At 61.9% G+C, this 278-nt stretch carries 1 protein-coding gene; it reads left to right on the top strand.

The window, feature by feature from the left end; all coding sequences use genetic code 11:
- The coding region (locus SB724_RS19860; RefSeq protein WP_410572527.1) for an ATP-binding protein at nt 1–278 on the top strand (278 nt) is incomplete at both ends.

Genomic DNA, 278 nt, shown 5'->3' with positions numbered 1-278 from the left:
ATTCGGTGAGTTGCCCAGCGACTTCGCCACACCCCTTGCCCTCGTGATCAACGAACTGGTGACCAACGCCGTCGAGCATGGGTTGGAGGGGCGGACGGGAACAGTCTGGTTGCTGGCCGACCGCAGCGACGGTGAGGGCAATGACGAGTTGCTGACAGTGACCATCGCTGACGACGGCGTGGGACTTCCTGACGGGCCGTACAACGAGGGCTTGGGGTTGCAAATCGTCCGCACCCTTGTGACAAGTGAGCTCGGTGGGTCCATTAAGTGGTCGCACC

It is taken from the genome of Bacillus sp. SIMBA_031 (assembly GCF_046535225.1).
Lineage (GTDB): Bacteria > Bacillota > Bacilli > Bacillales > Bacillaceae > Bacillus > Bacillus velezensis.
Note: the sequence above shows the minus strand (reverse complement) of the source record. Positions and strands in the feature narration are given on the sequence as shown.